A 609-nucleotide genomic window follows, 5' to 3' on the forward strand; every position below is an offset into this window, starting at 1 on the left:
GATGTCACTAGTGGGCAGGGTGAGTGCCGTTGCGATAGCCATCAGGCCATACAGTGCCACCAGAAAAAGCCCGGTAATAATTCGTGTTTTCAGCGAAAGCATGCATGTTCCCTATGTGCAATGACATTACCTCACCCCCGTTTTTCGGGGGTTGATCCATGGGGTTGCCACCGATTACTACTACGGTGATTAGAACAATCTGTTTTTGGACGATTGAAGAATATATTATTTGCGTGATTCGGTTCACATTTTTATTTTCGCGGATTTGGAGTGCAAGCATGGATGCAATCAGGCAGGTATTGATTGTGGAAGATCTGCCTGATGTGGCTCAGTGGCTGCACGGACAGGTGGCCAGCCTGCTGTCGCCGACACAGATAGACCAGGCGGGAACGCTGGCGCAAGCCCGGGATAAAATCGATGCGCACGCCTATGATCTGGCGTTGATTGATCTGGGCTTGCCCGATGGGAATGGTGTTGGACTGATTCGACCCTTCAAGGAAGCCAATCGCCAGGCGATGTGTGTGGTCACCACCATCTTTGATGATGCCGAGCATCTTTTTGGTTCCTTGCGGTCCGGGGCGGATGGATACTTGTTGAAAGATGATACCG

1 protein-coding gene is annotated in these 609 nt (G+C 51.1%); it reads left to right on the top strand.

Features of this window, described 5'->3' with window-relative positions:
* Positions 1 to 278: 278 nt before the first annotated feature.
* Positions 279 to 609: response regulator (locus tag A3754_RS05960; RefSeq protein WP_156496845.1), on the top strand; the 331-nt coding region annotated here is incomplete at its 3' end.

It is taken from the genome of Alcanivorax sp. HI0083, assembly GCF_001635175.1.